The organism is Mycoplasmopsis pulmonis, assembly GCF_900660575.1.
Taxonomy (GTDB): Bacteria; Bacillota_I; Bacilli_A; order Mycoplasmatales; family Metamycoplasmataceae; genus Mycoplasmopsis_B; species Mycoplasmopsis_B pulmonis.
This window is the reverse complement of sequence record NZ_LR215008.1, coordinates 418412-436858: the sequence shown is the minus strand read 5'-3', so window position 1 is coordinate 436858 and position 18447 is coordinate 418412. Positions and strand designations below refer to the sequence as shown.

Sequence of the window (18447 nt, the reverse complement as noted above, 5' to 3'; positions counted from 1 at the left end):
ATTTTTAACGTTAACTTGCTCTATAGTGATGAAATTTTTTTAAGCAAAATTAAAGATAAAAGTATTTCTTCAAAAGACTTTCCAATAATTTCTGATTTAATAAAAATCTTAAAATCAAACGATGATAAAAGCTTGAAAAAGATAATTAATATCTTAGAATTTGACTTTGAAAATAATGGTAAATTTTCAAAGTTATATAACAAAAGTAAAAACCTAAATTTTGAAAATAATTTAGTTGTTATAAATGTAAAAGATATCTATGAAACTACATCAAAAGAATTCTTAATTAATAGCTTATTTACTATCTTAGGTTTTATCCAAAGAGAAATTAATTTAAATAGATTTAAAAAAGAAAAGTTAGTTATCTTTTTTGATGAAGCACACCTTTTTATAGATAAGGATAACTTAGAAGCTTTAAATTTTCTTTTTAGAACAATAAAAAGAATTAGAAAGTACAATGGCTCGGTAATTTTGGCAACTCAAAATCCAAGTGATTTTAATTTAGAAGGAGAAGTTTCTCGAAAAAGTTTGGCAATTATTTCAAATACACAATATACATTTTTCTTAAATTTAAGAAGTGAAGATATTTCAAATGTTTCAAAAATGTTTTCTTCAACTGGCGGAATATCAGAAGAAGAGAAAAAAATTCTAACAAAGGCAAAGAAAGGACAACTAATTTTAGGGATGAATAATATGACAAGAAAGTTTTTACACTTACACTACAATGAAATTGAAAAAGATTATTGCTTCTAGTTTATTTTTACCAATGAGTTTATTATTTTTTTTATCAAGTAATACTAGCACTATTGCTCAAGAAAAAAATATAACTCAAGTTTTTAAAAAAAATTCCCTAGAAAACTTTGATGAATATAGAAAAAACAATGATGAAGAAATAGGTGAAAAAACACTAAGCATTATTTCAAAATTCATAGAAACAAAAAATTTAAATATTTATAAAAGTGATTTTGAAAAAATTAATTACATAGTTAATATTGATAATTCAAACGAAAATTTTTCACTTGGCAATAACAATTCACAAATTGAAAATTGGACAAATTTGAATGTTAAAACAAATGATATAGATAAGTTAAATTCAGTTAAATTTTTCTTCAATGATAAATCATCACAATCATGAGATTTTATTGAAGAAATCACAAACATAAAACAAAGAATAGAAAAGATAAAAAGTGATTTATCACAAAAATATAATGACAATCATTTTTCAGTATCAATAAAAAAACTTGATTTTTATATTGACTATAAAAGTCCAAAAAATGATTCATTGTTTTTAAATGAATTTAGGAAAAAAGTTGATGTTATTTTAGAAATAAAAAGAAATGTTTTTTATAAAAAAGAAATTAACTCTCAAATACAAAAAATTGTAAAAGATTTTGATAAGTTAAATTTTGAAATATTTACTTCTAGCTCACTTTTATTTTGAAAAGAAAATGTTAACTTAGATCTTTTACATAATGAAATTTATAAAAAAATTCAAGCTCTTGATTTTAATAAAAATAAATTTGAAATTAAATATCAAATACTCTCTGATGATTTAATAAGCTCTGATGTTAAGTTTTTACTTTTATTTAGAGGTGAATATTTTAATGTGCAAAATATCATTGATTTAGGTATTAAAAGAGTCAAAATATCAAGATCAGATATCAACTCTCAATCACCCATAAAACAAAGGCTTTTAATTTATTACAAAAATAATGTTTATAAAAACTTTGATGGTAAAAATGGTTTTGAAAAAGAAGTGCCACAATTTATTCATGAAGAAAGAGAAATAAGTAATGAATATGGAGGTCACTGACTTGTAAATCAATTTCCAAGAATGGCTTTTATTTCTAGTGATCAAAACAATGAAGTCATTTATGTTGATGACATAGCAATTGATAATATAGATAATTTATTTTTCTTTGATTTAGAACATCAACAAAGAAAAAAGAAAACAACAAAAATAACAATAAAGACAAAAGATACAAACAAAACTTTGTATGAAATCATATATTCAAAAGAGTTAAAAGACAGCGCCATAAAAGCACGTTGATTTAATTGAGATCCAATTAATAATTTAGAACATAAAAAGCTTGTAGATAAACATAATGAAAATGGAAAGGTCAATCCAAAATATAATCCAAGAATAAATCCACATAATGGATTAGAAGAAAAGATATTTTGATTAGAACATGAAAAGTTAAATCATCTTTCACCTAATTTCAAAAAAGTTTTTCCAAATATAAAAGAAGGTGCTTTTGTTAAAGTTTCAATTTCACAAAAAGCTTATTCAATAGATCTTCCTTATCCCGAGAATTCACTTACACTTAAAAAATATTTTTGAAATTTATCTAACAATGATTTTTCACAAGAAGAATTAATAACAATAAAAGACAATAATAATTCTTTTTCTAAATCAGGTAATTTTTTATTAGAACTTAAAAACACAAATTATTTTTCAAACTACAATCTAATAAGTGTTGGATATTCAAATTTAAAGCATCTTAATGAATTAATTGATAAAAAAATTTTAGTTCCAGTTGAAAAATCAATAGCAGGAAATATCCTTAAAAATTACCTTTTGAAAAACTTTAATTTTGAAGAATCTATTTCTTCACTTTCTTATGAAGAAATAGTTCAAAATTGAAAATTATTGAATGTAAATTTGATTGAATTTTTAAATATAAAAAATAATAAATATAATAAAAAAATTTTTGATATTGAAAATAAAATGGACAGTTTATCAACTTATGTTGACAATAAAAATAAATTAATTAGCTTGCTTGATGAAGAAGAATTTTTAAAGATAAATTCATTTAAAAACACAAAAAATTTTGTTGAAATTGATTATCAATATGACCATCCAAATTACGATTTAACTTTTGAGAAAAAAAGTATTTTTTACAAAGATAAAATAAACAAAAAACAAATAACCATCAATATCAACAAAGAAAGAATTATTGAGATAAATTCATTAATAAAAGATGGTAAAAAAATTAATTCAAATATTGCTAATTTGATTTTTGACTCAACTGATAAAGAAAAAATTGATTTAAAAATTAACATTTCAAGAAAAGAAAAGGATTATTTAGTTGAATATCTTTTTCATGTAAAAAAAGATTATCAAGATTACTTTTATTTAAGCTACAGTGATGTTTATCACAAGTTCATTTTAGAAGACAATGCAAAGTCAAATTCATTTTTATCTAGTAAAAATTTTAATCAACAAATATTCAACATTATCTTTTTAGAAATTGCTGATTTAAATTTAAATGGTGAGACTAATTTTGAAAAAATTAAAAACCAAATTTTATCTCACTTAGAAAAACAAGTAAATGGTTCAACAAACTTTGACAAAGAAAAATTTTTAGTTCTCAATAATGAAAATTTAAAATTAGCTAACAAAGTATTTTTAAAAAATGAAATTCCAGAAAAAATTGAATTAACTCTAATAGTTAATGGTGAAAATGAAAATTACATAAAGTATTTTCGACTTTACAATCAAATTGAAAGCACCATTTTTCCTACCATAGATGATCTAGAAAAAATAGAAGAATTTGATCTTGAAATAACTTCAAAAAATATAGTTGAATTTAGAGAAAATTTGATTTTAGAAATTTCTAAAAAATTAAGCCCTTACAAGCTATATATAAATGAACACTATATCCTTGAAGATCTTGATAAACAAATATCACAAATTCCTCATAACAACAAGTATGAATTTGATATAAAAGTTATTCCAAAAAATAACTATTTAAAAAATAACAAAGTCATAAAAGTAAAACTTGAAAATCATGAGCCAATAAGACTTGATTTAAAGTATATAAACATGGCTCCTATTGAACTTCAAGCTAGTGACTATGAAGAGCTTTTAATCGAACTAATTACCAAAGTTGATCAAGAGTTTAAAAAGCTAAATTTAGAATATGGATATGACTATAAAATCGAAAATCTTTTTAACATAGATTTAATAAATAACTTATTAAGAAAAAGTGAAAGTGTTAAAAATATTCAAAGATTTACAATTGTTTCAAATTCACACAAAAGCCTTGGGTCCACAAGTATTAATTTAATAAATTTAAATAAAAATGATTTTAAAGAAATTACTGAAATACCTATTGGAAAACAAAACCAAATTCAAGCTAATCTTCTAAAGGAAAAATCTAAAAAAAGTAGTAGTGATTTGATTTATTTAATACCTGTTGTTTTTGTTGTAATTATCGCAATAGGAGGACTAATATGATTTTTTAAAAACAAACAAAATAGAAGAATTAAATAGAAGGGGAAAAATATGCAATTACCAATTTTAAAACCATTAAAAATTCAAAATGAAAATATTTTCAAAAATTTTTTGGGAGAAAAAAGAGATGAAAAAGATTTTATAGTTCTTACTTTTGACGAAAATGATTATTACTTTTTGATTTGTAAAAATACAAATGAAAATTTAGCTAATAATTATTATTTTTTAGATCAAATTGAAAATAACAATTTATTTGCAGATACAAGCTTTATTTATAAAATTGAAAAAAGATTTCTAAACGAAAATGTTGATCATGAGGAAGTAAAAAATAATAAGTTCATCAAGGTAGAAAAAAGAAAAGAAATTTTAAGTTTGATAAAAAGCAATCTTGAATCAGAAAATAATAAACCTATGATCATCAATTTGATTAAAAAACCAAATGAATCTCAAAGTCATAATTAATCCTAAATCACATTTTAAAATATAAGTTTTTAATGCTAATTTTAGTTTTTGATTTTAACAAAAAAAGCACTTAGTCAAGAGTGCTTTTTTAATATTTTTACTTTAAAATTAGTTATCAAATTTTTTAAAAATTTTTTCTTGGTTGACCCAATTTTTTTTGACTTTGATTTTTAAAAAAAGTTTTACATTAACACCAAGTTTTCTTTGAATTTTTTTTCTTGCAGAAATTCCTATTTTTTTAATCTTTGATCCACCTTTACCAATCAAAATTCCTTTTTGAGATTCTTTATTTACATAAATGGTTGAATGAATTTCTACTAAGTTTTTTTCTTCTCTTTCTTCCTCAGAAAAGCTATCTATTTCAACCAAAATTGAATGAGGTAATTCTTGTTCTAAAAGATCAATACAAGCTTCTCTAATACTTTCTTTTGCAATGAATTTTTCACTTTTTTCAGTGATCATATCTTCATCAAATTGTCTTTCACCTTCATATGAATATTTTTTAATTTCATTAATTAATTTTTTAATTGAACCATGATCTTTTGAAGAAATTGCAAAAATTTCTTTAAAGCCAAGTGATTTTAATTTTTCAGCTTTTTTCTTTAGTACCTCTTCAGAGTTTTCTAAATCAATTTTTGTAATTAGAGCTATCTTATTTGTGAAATTTTTAATTTTTTCACAAATAAATTCATCTCCAGGACCAATTTCTTCATTTGCTGGACTAAGAAAAATTACTAAATCAATATCTTTTAAAGACTCATAAGATTGAGCATTTAGATTTTCTCCAAATTTAGTTTTTGTTTTATATATTCCAGGAGTGTCTGTGAAAATTAGTTGATAGTCATCATCAGAGTAAATTCCCATAATTTGATCTCTTGTAGCTTGGGGTTTTGAACTAACTATCGCAAGATCATATTCTAAAATATTATTTAGAAGTGTTGATTTCCCAACATTGGGTCTTCCTATAATTGTACTAAAAAGTATTTTCATTATTTTATATCTCCTATTTTATGTCTTTTGCTTTTACTGGGTATGGACAAAATTCTTCAAGTTTTCTTTCTACTATTTTTTTTCCATCATTTGATATTAGAATCACTAAAGCGTTTTCATCCATTAGCTCTGTCATAACTTGACGACACCCTAAACAAGGAGCAATTGGTTCATTAGATGATGAAAAAATATAAATTTTGTCTATGCTTCCAGGTTTAAATCCATGACTTATAGCCCAAATAAAGCAGAGCGCTCTGCACAAATTCCTGAAGGATAAGCCGCATTTTCAACATTAACTCCTTTGAATTTTTTACCTCCTTTATCAAGGACAATAGATGCAACTTTAAATTTTGAATATGGTGAGTAAGATTTTTCTAACAAAGTTTTTAATTCATTGTAAATTTCATTCATATTTAGATTTTATAAAATAAATTTATAGATTTTTAATTTTTATCTATAAATATTTAATTTTTCAACAATTTCCTTTGTATATTGATTCATTATCTTTTCTTCATCTTCTTCCTTGTGATCATAGCCTAAAAGATGCAAAAGAGAATGAGTAAATAAATAACAAAATTCTCTTTTCTTACTATGATTAAACTCAAGAGCTTGAGCAACTATTTTTTCATGCGAAATAATAATTGATCCAAGAGGAATAAAATCAAGATGATCAAAAAAATCAGGATCACCAAAAGGAAAAGACAATACATCAGTTTCTTTATCTACATTTCTATAAAGTAAATTATTTTCTCTTACTTCTTTATTATCAGTTATTAACAAATCAACAGAAATTCTTTTTTTAAAATTAAATTTTTCTTGAATAATATCCATTATCTTTAAAAACTCTTTTTTATACATAAATCGAAAATTTGATTTATTAGTGATGTTTATGATGTTCATGGTTTTTATTATATAAAAAAAGAAATTAACTTAAAGTTTAATTTCAAAATAATTTATATAAAGGTTGATAACCAAAATTCACTCTTATTTTTAAAGTAGTGTTTGGTATTAAATTATCAATTAAAGCTGATTTTTTTAAATGTGCTTCAAAGTTGTTATTTTCTAAAAAATTGATTTTTTCAACTAAAAATTCATGTTCTTGATTATTGAAAAAAATGTGTATTTTGGAATTTACTTTTAACTTGTATGCAAGCTCTGAATCAATTGCGATTTTATATTTATTGTTTGCATCAACTTTAACTTCACTGTAATATTGTTGAGGAATTTCTTTGATAAAAAAATAATAAAAAATAAAGCTAGAAATCATTAGGAAAAATATAAATAAAATAATTATTCATGAATTAATTTTTGTTAATTTCATCAATGTAAATCCTTCTATTATTTTTTATAAAATTATCATTATGACTTATCTCAATAAAAAGTGCTTGATCTTGAAATTCATTAATTGCACTTTTTAAAATTTCAATATTTTCTTTATCAATATTTTCAAAAGATTCATCCAACAAAATAAGATTATATTTTCTAACAAAAAGTCTCAAAAGCAAAATGATTTGTCTTTGACCAGATGAAAGAGATGCACCATTATTTTGAAGTGATTCACTAAAATTAATTTTTGCATTTATTAGCAAATCATTAAGGTTGTATTTAATGATATTTTCCTTGAAAGTTTTTGCATATTCAACATTATTAAAAGTAATAAATTCAAAAACAGATGAACTATTAAAATAATAGCCTTGTTCGCCATAAAAAACGTTAGATCTAAATTTTTTTAAATTAAGATAATTGCGATCAACATTATTAATTTTAATGCTTCCATAACTAGGCTTTAGAGTTGTTTTTATAATCTTTAAAAGTGTACTTTTTCCTGATCCATTTTTTCCCGAAATTTGAATGTCAGAGTCAATAACAAAATTTTTGATGTTTAAAATATTTCTATTTTTTTCAAATTCAAAAATTAAATTTTCAAAGGCTATTTTTTCAATTTTTTTAATCTCTAATCCATTATCATTTATTTGTTCATTTTCAAATGATAAAATGAAATTAACCATATTAATATTTTCTTTATTTAATGGGTATTTTGTCAGTATTTCTGAAAAAGTTCTTATAGGACTTATGAAGTAGTTAAAACCAGTTATAAACATCAAAAAAGATCCTATTGTTATTTCATTTTTTAGAACTTGACTAATACCTAGATAAGTAATTGCTATAGGGGATAAAATCATCAAAAATTCAAATATGTAATTTTGCCATTTTATAATTTTTTCAAAGTTTCAATTTATCTTAAAATCTTCTTCAAGAGCACTATTTCTAAATGAGTTTATAAACTTTAGATTATCTTCTTCTTTTAGATTTTTTAGTGAAAATAAGAAGTCTAAATTAGTAGTGTATTTTTTAAGAGATGAGACCAAAATTTTATTATATTTATTAATAAAAATGTTTTGGAAAATAAATGAAATACAAAATATTAAAATTCCAATAATAAATGAAATTAAAAACATTTTATAGCTTATTCATGAAAGTAAAATAGCACCAAAAAGAAAGTTAATTATTTCACTTAAAATACCATAGATAAATTGTGCTTTAAAAGCTGCAATTTCACTTAAAAAGTTAGCTCTTCTAACATAATCATAAGTTGTTAATTTTGAAATATTTTTTAAGCTTAAATTAACTAATTTTGAATAATATTTTTCATTAAGATTTAAATAGATTTTTTTCTCATTTTTACCGATAATATATCCTCTTAAAAAATTACTAAAAATTCTTACTATAGCAAGTCAAGCAAAAACAATAGTTAAATACAAAAGTAACTCATTGGATTTTAAGGGAATAACACTATCTAAAATTAACTTTAAAAAATAACTTGAAGCAAAGGAAGTTAAAAGACTAATAAAGATAGTTAATACAACAATAAAAAAATTAAAATTAAAGCCTGTATATGAAAAAACAAAATTTGAAATTTTATAGTTAATTTCCTGAACAAAAGCTTTTTCGACAGTGATAATAACATTTTGATATAGATCTTTAAATTCTCATGAACTCAAAACTTTAGATCCAAAAATCGGATCTAAAAAATAAACTTTATCTTTTTTTATTTTTGTAACTATGACATAGTGTTTTGCTCCATTAATTAAGATAATCGAAATAATAGGAGTTTTAATTTTGATCTTCATAAAAGATTCAAAATCACCACTCATAGATGTAAGGGCTAGTCCTCATTTTAAACCTAGCTCTTTTAGCTCACTTATGTTGATTCCATTATTGCCAAAATTTACTTGTTTTTTTAAAACATTAATATCAATTTTTTTACCAAAAAATTCATAATGAAAACTTTGTAAAACAGAAAGTCCACAATCTCTTAAATCTTGTTGTAATGTAATTTGCATTTCATATATTAATTTCTAAAAAAGTAATTTTTTTCAAAAAATAAAAAAAGACATGACAAATTTTGGAAAAATTTAAGAAAATAAAAAAGCTACTTATGTAGCTAATTTAAAATGTATTTTTTTAAATTTTGAAAAACTTATATATCAAGAGCTAATTGAGCCAATGTTTTAACAAGCACTCCTTGAGGTTCACCTTCTATTTCAGCGGTTCCTGCTATATCTAGATGAACAAAATCTTTTTCTTCAGTAAATTCTTTTAAAAACATAGCAGCACTATTTGAATCAGGTTTTGAAGCACTTGATCAATTAACCAAATCAGCTACTTTTGATTTTTTATAGCTTTCAATGTAGTCTTCATTTAAAGGTAATCTTCAAATAGGTTCATCATGTTTTTTAGCAGCTGATAAAAGCTCTTTTCAAGTTTTATTGTTTGTAGCTCATCCTCCGGTGTAAGAAGTTCCTAGAGTATATAAAATAGTTCCGGTTAAAGTTGCTATTGTTATTACTCTAGTTGCATTTAGTTTTCTAATGGCAAAAGTTATTCCATCTGCCAAAACTAATCTTCCTTCAGCGTCAGTATCAGTTACTTCAACAGTTTTTCCATTCATTGATTTTCAAACTGAATCAGGAATGTTTGCAACGCTATTTAAACGATTGTCAGTAATTAACATAAGAGCTGCAAAATTTGATTTTGCTCGAAGTTGAGCCATTGCCTTTAGGGCATAAGCTGCAATGGCAGCTCCTGACATGTCAAATTTCATCCCACCCATATGTGAAGTTTTAATGTTATATCCTCCAGAGTCGAATGTAATTCCTTTACCAACTAAAACTGTTTTTTCTTCTGAACTTGGATCACCGTTATATTCAATAGAAACTAATCTAGGCTCATATGCACTTCCTTTATTTACTGACAAAAACAAGTTCATACCTAAATCTTCTATTTGACTTTTATTGTAGATATTAATTTTTAGTGAATCTATTTTTTTTAAATCTTCATAAACAAAATCAGCTAACCACTCAGAATTACAAATATTTGGTGGATATATTTGAAGTTTTCTAACAGTATTTAAAGCATTTGTCAAAATAAGAGTTTTTTCAAGTAAAGTTTCTAAAACTAATATTTTTTGTTTATCACTAACATAAAGATTGATTGAATATTGTTTATCATCTTTATCTTTTTCTTTAAATAAATTTGCATGTTTAAATTCATATTTTTCTACAAATATTTTAACAATACTCTCAAGTGCTATTGAATTATGAGAAAAACTAGAAATGTCAATATTTAAATTTCTATTTTGATTTTCCACAATTTTTGAGGCAGCTTTTTTAAAAAATTTAATATCATATTTTGATTTGTCTTTTACAAAATAATACAAAGTATTTTCAGAGTTAATCTCTGTTATTTGATGATCTTCTTGGATTAAAAAATCATTCATATTTTCTTGTTTAAAAATTAATTTTAAACTTATTGGAAATTCTTTTTCATTTGAAACTTTTATCACTTTTTTTCCTTTCATTTTTAATTACTTGTTTTATATATAGTTTATTTATATTTTTAAACTATTAACTTTTTTAGATTTAAAAATTTTTATATTAATTTATATTTTTCTTCATTAAGATCTGCAATAGTATCAAAAGCGTATTGAAGTAAAAAAGATTGAGCTAGAGCAAAGTTTTTTTGAACTTCTATTGAAAGAGAAAATATTGAATCACTTAGTGAAGTTAAATCTTGAGATTTTAAATCATTTAAAATTTTTTCAAGATCATTTTTAAATGCATTTATTTCTTGATTGTCCTTTGAATTATTTAAAGATTTTTTTATTAATTCTACAGAAGCTAAAAAAGCATTTAAATTGTATAAAATAAACTTTGAATTTACAGCCAGAGAATTAGCTACATTTTTTGCATCTTGGGTTATTTTATAAAAAGCATTAATTTGATTTATTGTAAGAATTGGAAGATATGAAATTTGACCTATTTTCTCTTGTAGTGAAGTTAAATTTTTAACTAGACCATTTTTAATATTTTGACCAAATATATTTATTTCATTAGTTTTATATCCATTAAAGTCATTTAATATTGAATAAAACTGTCTTCTAGCATTAGTAAAATTTTCTTCAGCAATAACATTTGTATTTTTAGCTTTTTCATACTTTGAAATTAATTGTTCAAATGATTTTTCAAGTTTTTCAAGTTCTGTTTTGCTTTGTTCAACTTTTGCTTTTAAAGATGGTTCAATTTTAGTTTTTTCTTTTTGAATAAATAACTTTGGATTTTGTTTTTTATAAGATAGTATTGATTGCTCTAATTTGATATCTTCAGAGGCTATGGCAATGGCAATAACTTGTAGTTGTTTTTTTAAACTTAGATGTAAAAGTTGTCCTAAAATTTTTAAAGATGTTTCTGCATTTAAATTTTCTTTAATACTTATTCTAGTTAAAAACATTGTAAATATTTCATCTTCTAAAAATTCACTTAATTCAAAAGCATTTAACTTATTAAAATCAACATTTTTATACTCAATAAAGTGGGTTTTTAAAAAGCTTTTTAACTCACTAAAGTTTTTTAAATCTTTTGTTTCAATATCACTATCACTTATAGAAGAGTTGACTTTTTTTATTGCTTTTTTATATTCACTTTCTGAAAGAGAGATTAAATTTTTAAATTCACTTTTTAAATTATTTAATTCCTGATAATAAGAAGAATTAGATAAATTAAGTGATAGAATTTTTGAAGCAATTTCTCCTCTAGTTTCTTCTAGTTTATTTAAAGTATCTCTATAAAATTTTATAAATTCTTTATCATAGTTTCTTGCTAAATCAACTTGCAAATATTTATCAAAAGATCCAAGACTAAGATAGTTGTTTTTTAGTGATGATTTTATTTTTTGATCTATAAGATTTTTATTATCACTACTTATTTGTGTTTCTACAACAATTGTTTCTTTTTGGCCACTACAACTTATAAAAGTAGCTAGTGAAATAATCGAAGTTATTGAAAGAGCCGATGATCAAATTATTTTTTTATTTAATTTCATTTTTATCCTTTGTTTTTTTCTTTTTCTTTTTTATTTCTTCTTGATTTCAAATATGAATCAATGTCATTAATTTCAATACTATCAATAAAATTTTCTAATTTGTCAAAAAGCTTATCTGGATCATTATCTTTTTGATCATCTTTTTCATTTTTATCAAAAAAGTTTAACTGAAAATCTTTTGTTTTTTTTGCATTGCTTTGGTTTTTGATTTCTAGTTTTTCTTGTGTTGAATTTTCAGCTTTTGAAAAATTATTTTGCTCTTGATCTTTATCATTTTTTTCATTGAAATTTTTCTTTATTGTTTGAGTTTTATTCAATTCATCTTTTTCAAAATCATTTTGATTATTTTCGCTTTGATCAAATGAAAATTCACTTGTGTTTTCACTTATTCTATTAAGGTTATTTTTAACTTTAAAATCATAAGTTTGTCTAAAGAAAAAATTATCAGCATTTAGTTTTGTTATTTTAAAATTTACTATTTTTGATGGATCAATTTTTTCAAGTTCATTTTTTACCAAAATCAACTTATGATGCAAATTTTGATTATAAGCTAAAACAATTTTTTGATAGCCTAGTTTTAACTCTTCAGAGATTCTTTTACCTTTAGCTGCTCTTGGAGTAAATTTAAAATGTGAAGTAGGAACTTTTATTAAATTATTTTTATTAGTAATTAAAATTAAATTGTCAGTTGTTTTTGTTATTGACATTGCACTAACTTTTTCGCCTTCACTTAGCTGAATCATCTTATTTCCTTGACCTTTAGTTGATATAACAGGAAGGGCATCTTCACTAAATTTAACAACGTTATTAAAGTTGGTAAAAAGAATGATATTTTGCTTTCCTTTTGATACTCTAACATCAACTAGGCGATCATCATCTTTTAGAGTTATTGCATTTGAAATTTTAGACTGTCTTGTGATTAAAAATTTGTTAAGTGAAACTCTTTTACCTAGTCCTTTTTGAGTTACCAATGAAATGTAATAATCTTGACTAAATTCATTTACAACTAAAACATAAATAATTTTTTCATAACTATTAAAATAAACAAAATCATTAATGTGAACACCAAAGGATTTTGATTTTTGTTCTTCAATTTTATAAATAGGAATAATTGCATAATTTCCATGATCACTAAAAATTAGTAATTTATCTTTTGTTGTAGCTTTTGATAAAAAAGATAAATTATCGTTTTCTTTTAGACCAAAACTAGCAAAATCATTTGTTTTAAAAGTCTTTGAACTAACTCGTTTTAAATAGCCATCTTGTGATAATGAAACATAACATTTTTCATCAACAACTAACTCTTCAATATCATAGTTTCTTTTTAGCTCTTCATCAATTATTTGTGTTTTTCTTGGTGTTGGATAAGTTTTTTTAATTTTCTTCAAAATATTAACTAAGTAAGTTTTTAATTCATTATCACTATTGAGAATTTTTTCAAAATCATTAATTTGTTTAATCAACTCTTCTTTTTCATTTTGATATAAATAAAAGTCAGTTTGACTAAGTCTATAAAGTCTAAGTTCAGCTATTGCAGTTGCTTGTCTTTGGCTAAAGGCAAAAATTCTAATAAGATCTTCAATTACACCTTTTTTACCGTCATTTGAAGCTCTAATAGTTGCTATTATTTGATCAGTAATTTGCGCAACTCTTAAAAACCCTTCAACAACTTCTAATCGTAGACGAGCTTTGTTTAGATCAAATTCTAAAATCTTGACATTAATAGTCTTTAAATGCTCAATGTAAATATCCAAAAGCTCATTTAAATTAAGTAAAGTTGGTGAGCCATTTTTGATGGCAATGTTGTTGTAATTATAAAAAACTTGAAGTTCAGTTTTAGAAAAAAGATATTTCATAATGCTTTCATGATTAGCTTTTTTTTCTAATTTTATAGCAATAGAAATTCCATCACGATCTGATTGATCTAAAACTTCTTTAATTCCATCAATTTTTTGATTAACAATGATTTCATCAATGTCTCTTACTATTTTTGATTTAACACTTCCATAAGGTATTTGAGTGATTAAAATTTCATTTTTATCAGGCAAGTTTATATGCTCATATTTACAAGTAAGTGAAATTCTTCCTCTTCCTTCTTTAAAAGCTTGAACTATTCCACTTAGTCCATGAATAACTCCTCCCGTAGGAAAGTCAGGACCTTTTATATATTTAATTAAATCTTCAACTTTAAGACTGCTTATTCTAATTTTAGCTATGGCAGCGTCTAAAATTTCACCTAAGTTGTGTGGAGGCATTTCTGTTGCAAAACCAGCTGCTATTCCACGAGCTCCATTTAAAAGTAAATTTGGAATTAAAGCAGGCAAAACAGTTGGTTCTTTTTCAGAGTCATCAAAATTAGGTGCAAAAGAGACTACATTTTTTTCAATTCCCTCAAGCATTAAATTAGAAATTTCTGCAAGCCGTGATTCAGTGTAACGCATAGCAGCAGCGGGATCATCATCAATTGAACCGATATTTCCGTGCATTTGAATTAAAGGAATATTCATCTTTCAATCTTGGGCCATTCTAACCATAGCCTCATAAATAGAACTATCTCCATGAGGGTGATATTTACCGATGACATCTCCTACAATTCTAGCTGATTTTTTAAAGGGCTTGTCATTTCAAAGTTTTAAATCCATCATTGAATAAAGAATTCTTCTTTGAACAGGTTTTAACCCATCACGAGCATCAGGAAGAGCTCTTTGTTGAATGATGTATTTTGAATAGCGACCAAAACGATCAGACATAATCTGATCTAAACTTTGACTAATTAGTTTTTCATTGATTTGTTCTTGTTCTAGGCTATTTTTTTTATTCACTTAGTTCTCCAGTTGAAATTTGAAAATCATCTTCAAGAGTAAATTTTACATTTTTATTAATTCACTCTTTTCTTATCTCTACATTTTCACCCATTAAAGTTGAAACTCTTCTTTCAACAATTGCAGCATCTTGAATTGTTATTTTAACTAAACTTCTTGTCTCTGGATTCATAGTAGTTTCTCAAAGTTGATCTGCATTCATCTCACCGAGACCTTTATATCTTTGTATTTCAACACTTTTGTTTTTAACAATTTCTTTTAGTTCATTTTCATCTCAAGCATAGGCTATTTTATTTTTTTTATCATTTTTAAAAGTTACTTTAAAAAGAGGTGGCAGTGCTACATAAACCATCCCCTTTTCAATTAATTCATGCATATATCTAAAAAAGAAAGTAAGAAGTAAAACTTGAATATGAGCTCCATCAGTGTCAGCGTCGGTCATAATAATTATTTTGTGATATTTTAAATTTTTAATTTCAAAATCTTCACCTACTCCTGTATTTAAAGCGTTGATAATAGTAGAAATTTCTTCATTTCTTAAAATATCAATTAACCTTGATTTTTCAGTGTTAATAACCTTACCTCTAAGGGGTAAAATAGCTTGAAAGCGTCGATTTCTTCCCGATTTTGCGCTTCCTCCAGCTGAGTCTCCCTCTACTAAAAAAATTTCATTTTCTTTTGGATTTTTTGACTGAGCAGGGGTTAATTTTCCTGAAAGAATTTTAGTCTCTTTCATCTTGGATTTAAGTGTTCTTGCTTCATTACGAGCTTTTCTTGCTGCAATTCTAGCTTCATAGGCTTTTTTGAATTTATTAAATACTTTTTCGGCTTCTTGTTTTTTTTCATTGAGCCAATATTTTAAATTTTGAGAAACAATTTCTTCAACAACATTTTTAGCTTCAATGGTTCCTAGTTTATCTTTTGTTTGACCTACAAATTCCAAAATTGACTCAGGAATTTTTAAAGAAATAATGGCTGTTAATCCTTCTCTAAAATCACTTCCTTCAAAAGTTTTACCACCTTTTAAAATTTTCTTTTCAATTGCATAGTCATTTAAAGTTTTGGTAAAAGCACTTTTAAAAGCTGCCTCATGAGTACCACCATCACGGGTTTTAACGTTATTAACAAAAGAGATAATAGTCTCAGAGTAATCATCGTTGTATTGAAAAGCACATGAAAGTTCAATATTCTTTTTAGTTTCACTAAAAGAAACAACTTTGTTTAGAGTTTTTTTACCATTGTTAATAAAATCAACAAAAGCTTCAATTCCATTTTCATAGTTAAAAGTCTCTCTTAAATTTTGATTTTCATCATAGAAAACAATTTTTAAATTAGGTATTAAAAATGATGCTTCTCTAAGTCTTTCTGAAATTGTCTCTGGTAAAAATTGAGCACGTTTAAAAATTTCATAGTTGGGTAAAAACTCAACTATGGTTCCTTTTTTATTAGAAGGACCTACTTTATGAGTTTTTTCGACAATAGTGTCTCCATTTTCAAATTTAGTTCTATATTCAAAACCATCTTTAAAAACACTAACTGTCAATTCCTTTGAAAGTGCATTGACAACAGAAGAGCCAACTCCATGAAGACCACCACTTGTTCGATAGGCTCCTTCGCTAAATTTTCCTCCAGCATGAAGTTCTGTAAAAACAAGTTCAACACCACTTTTACCGCTTGAGTGTTTTTCTACGGGAATTCCTCTTCCGTTATCTTCTACTCTAATTGATTGATTTTTGGTTAAAGAGACCTTAATAATGCTAGCATAGCCAGCTAAGGCCTCATCTACTGCATTGTCAAAAATTTCTCAAACTAAATGATGTAAACCGTTGATATCTGTTGATCCAATATACATTCCAGGTCTTTTTCGAACAGCTTCTAAGCCCTTTAACATTTTTAAATCATCAACTGTATATTTAGACATAATTTTTCATTATATAGAAAAATGCTCATTTCAAGGTTTAAAGCTTAAAAAATAAAGCGATTTTTCTTTAGTTAATGACTTTGAAATAACAATTTAAAACTATCTTAGTTAAGTTATTTTTTTAATTTATGAACTTTTAAAGGAAAAAGATAGGAATTTTTTTCTAATTAAAAATTTTATAATTGTCCTTATTTTTAAATAAAAAATTTTGGAGCAAAAATGAAAAATAAAATTAATTTAATCTTTAGCCTAATTCTTGGAGTTTTCCCTCTAACTTTAACAAGCTGTTTTACTTTTTTTCAAGAAAAACAAAAAGAGCCAAATATGACAAAAAAAGAAAGCAAAAATTCTTTAAATCATTTTGGAAAAAATGCTAATGAAAAAAGCCAAAGTTTAGAAAGCAACAAGCATACAAAAAAACAAAGCAATCTAAATAATTTAATAAAACAATTTCCTAATATTGATATAGAAAAAAATGAAGGTTTAGATGATCTTTGAAATTACATATTAGGATTAAGAAATTTGATAAAACAAGAAAATTTAGATATTGATGATAGTGATAAAAATTCGATAAATCAAAAGCTATTATTAAAATATGATCAGTTGATTCAAGATTTAACTTCTAGTCAAATTTTTGATCAAAAATCAAAGACAAAATACCAAGGACTTAAAGATAAGTTTTTACAATCTTGAGAAAAAACAATTTCTTTAGATAAATCAAATGATAATAAAGAACTTAAAGAATTCAAAAAACTCAAAAAAGATGAATCTAGATTTTTTGATAAAAATCTTGGTTTAACTTTAGTTGTGCTCTACACTCTCATTTATTTTGATAACAATATCAGTTTAATAGATTTTTATATTGACTACATTAATTTAGAAAAAATGTTAATCACTAAAATTAATGATAGTCAAAAAACTTTTAAAGAACAATTTAATACAAAAGAGTTTAAAAAACTTTTTGAACAAATTGCAGATAAAGCAAATAAATTTTTAGATCCTTTAAATCATTTTATGGCAACTAAAGATGAACTTTTTTTGAGAGGTTCAAAATCTAATCATAAACAAATGTATAAATTTATCATTGACTTTATGAATGAACTTACTCCATTGTATATTGAAATGGGTTGAAATCAAAACAACCCCATTTCAAAATGACATATGAACAAATGAGTTAAAGAATATTTTTACAAAGATATAAAAAGTGAAATCAAGTTAAATTTTACAAAAGATGAAGTTCAAAAAAGCTACTCAAAATGACTTGAAAAATCTAAGGAAAAATATGGTTTTGTTTTTAAAAAAGAAGAATTAAAAAATTTTGAATAAATTAGTTATTTTAAAAGTCTATTTTAATTTTTAAAACATGCAAAAAATTAAAAACAAAATCTTAATAAAATCTTTTAAAAATAACAAATATATATCTTTTGTAAAGGTGATTAAAATTAATTACTTTAATACAATAAAGACATAAATTAATTAAAGCAAGGATGCAATTCAAAACAAGATGTTTTTTTCATTCAAAATTACCAAGTTAAAATGTTAAGTTTTTAGTTTTAAAAATAAAAAAATTATTTAGATTTGTAAATCTTAATTTTTTATGATTTTAAGTCCATAGTAAGATTCAATTAGGAAAA

12 protein-coding genes and 1 pseudogene are annotated in these 18447 nt (G+C 23.9%); 4 read left to right on the top strand and 9 right to left on the bottom strand.

The window, feature by feature from the left end; genetic code table 4:
* The first annotated feature begins 15 nt into the window (after positions 1–15).
* From EXC36_RS01865 to EXC36_RS01855, 3 genes are read left to right on the top strand one after another with little or no spacing between them, the layout of a single operon-like run.
* The gene (locus EXC36_RS01865) at positions 16–753 is read left to right on the top strand and encodes a helicase HerA-like domain-containing protein (protein WP_165152513.1); all 738 of its coding nucleotides are present in this window, start codon (positions 16–18) and stop codon (positions 751–753) included.
* On the top strand, positions 725–4276 hold the full coding sequence (locus EXC36_RS01860; protein ID WP_129690187.1) for a hypothetical protein: 3552 nt from the start codon (positions 725–727) through the stop codon (positions 4274–4276). The genes EXC36_RS01865 and EXC36_RS01860 overlap by 29 nt, the downstream gene beginning before the upstream one ends.
* Before the next feature lie 12 nt (positions 4277–4288).
* Positions 4289–4699 carry a hypothetical protein gene (locus EXC36_RS01855; RefSeq protein WP_010925185.1) on the top strand — a complete coding sequence of 137 codons (411 nt, stop codon included), beginning with the start codon at positions 4289–4291 and terminating at the stop codon, positions 4697–4699.
* 108 nt (positions 4700–4807) lie between these two features.
* Here the strand turns inward: EXC36_RS01855 and era are convergent, their stop codons facing one another.
* The 9 genes and pseudogenes from era to parE form a co-directional block, all read right to left on the bottom strand.
* Positions 4808–5689 carry a GTPase Era gene (gene era, locus EXC36_RS01850; RefSeq protein WP_010925184.1) on the bottom strand — a complete coding sequence of 294 codons (882 nt, stop codon included), beginning with the start codon at positions 5687–5689 and terminating at the stop codon, positions 4808–4810.
* 13 nt (positions 5690–5702) lie between these two features.
* Positions 5703–6100, bottom strand: a pseudogene (gene cdd, locus EXC36_RS04105) (cytidine deaminase).
* A gap of 39 nt (positions 6101–6139) precedes the next feature.
* A complete protein-coding gene (ybeY, locus tag EXC36_RS01840; RefSeq protein ID WP_223212143.1) occupies positions 6140–6547 on the bottom strand; it encodes an rRNA maturation RNase YbeY in 408 nt (135 codons plus the stop codon).
* Positions 6548–6626: 79 nt separating this feature from the next.
* On the bottom strand, positions 6627–7010 hold the full coding sequence (locus tag EXC36_RS01835) for an MAG1140 family protein (RefSeq protein ID WP_041364051.1): 384 nt from the start codon (positions 7008–7010) through the stop codon (positions 6627–6629).
* Positions 6991–9033, bottom strand: coding sequence for an Mbov_0121 family peptidase domain-containing ABC transporter (locus tag EXC36_RS01830; protein ID WP_010925180.1), 2043 nt, complete (start codon positions 9031–9033; stop codon positions 6991–6993). The genes EXC36_RS01835 and EXC36_RS01830 overlap by 20 nt, the downstream gene beginning before the upstream one ends.
* A gap of 137 nt (positions 9034–9170) precedes the next feature.
* Entirely contained in the window at positions 9171–10550 is a 1380-nt protein-coding gene (locus EXC36_RS01825) for a M17 family metallopeptidase (RefSeq protein WP_010925179.1), read from the bottom strand.
* Between the two features lie 71 nt (positions 10551–10621).
* Positions 10622–12070 (bottom strand): hypothetical protein, encoded by a 1449-nt coding sequence (locus tag EXC36_RS01820; protein WP_010925178.1) that lies wholly within the window; start codon positions 12068–12070, stop codon positions 10622–10624.
* Between the two features lie 2 nt (positions 12071–12072).
* Entirely contained in the window at positions 12073–14892 is a 2820-nt protein-coding gene (parC, locus tag EXC36_RS01815; protein ID WP_010925177.1) for a DNA topoisomerase IV subunit A, read from the bottom strand.
* On the bottom strand, positions 14885–16813 hold the full coding sequence (gene parE / locus EXC36_RS01810) for a DNA topoisomerase IV subunit B (RefSeq protein ID WP_129690185.1): 1929 nt from the start codon (positions 16811–16813) through the stop codon (positions 14885–14887). Before parE ends, parC begins: the two co-directional genes overlap by 8 nt.
* 219 nt (positions 16814–17032) lie before the next feature.
* On the opposite strand from parE, the gene EXC36_RS01805 reads away from it, so the two are divergent.
* Positions 17033–18139, top strand: coding sequence for a hypothetical protein (locus EXC36_RS01805; RefSeq protein ID WP_010925175.1), 1107 nt, complete (start codon positions 17033–17035; stop codon positions 18137–18139).
* Positions 18140–18447 lie beyond the last annotated feature (308 nt).